The organism is Streptomyces actuosus (genome assembly GCF_016921115.1).
GTDB lineage: Bacteria > Actinomycetota > Actinomycetes > Streptomycetales > Streptomycetaceae > Streptomyces > Streptomyces actuosus_A.
On the sequence record NZ_JAFFZS010000222.1, the window covers coordinates 1 to 440 of the forward strand.

At 41.1% G+C, this 440-nt stretch carries 1 protein-coding gene; it reads right to left on the reverse strand.

Translation table 11 applies throughout. The annotated features are described in order from the left end of the window. The coding region (locus JS756_RS39135) for a hypothetical protein (protein WP_205387502.1) at positions 1–338 on the reverse strand (338 nt) is incomplete at its 3' end. Between the last annotated feature and the right edge of the window lie 102 nt (positions 339–440).

Here is a 440-nt window from a genome sequence, read left to right on the forward strand (position 1 = left end):
TATATAGAGTGTTTTTCTGCCTCTGGAGCGGGCTCAGCAGGTGCAGTAGATGCAACTTCATCAGCCTGATTCTCACTCTGCAGGAGGTCCTGACCCCTCCTGAATAGAATAGAAAGGCCTTCTTTAATTGCTATTTGCTTCTTAGACCGTATCCCTTTTTGAAGCTGTTTCTCATATACAGCACATAAATCCTGGTTGTCTTTGGCAAGAAGAACTGCACTATTCATTGCTATCTCACACCCTTTAATAAGTTTGTTTAAAGCAACTTTTGAGGGTGATGGAGGGCTATATATGTGTTGCCTTAATAGCTGTTTAATTATTGATGCTTGCTTTTCCAATTGCTTGCAATTATAAGGTGTTTTTAGTGCTGAATTGGTTGATTGACTGCCTGGTGGTGTTGGGGTTCTTAGCTGGATGTTGAGTTGCTCCAACACTTTATC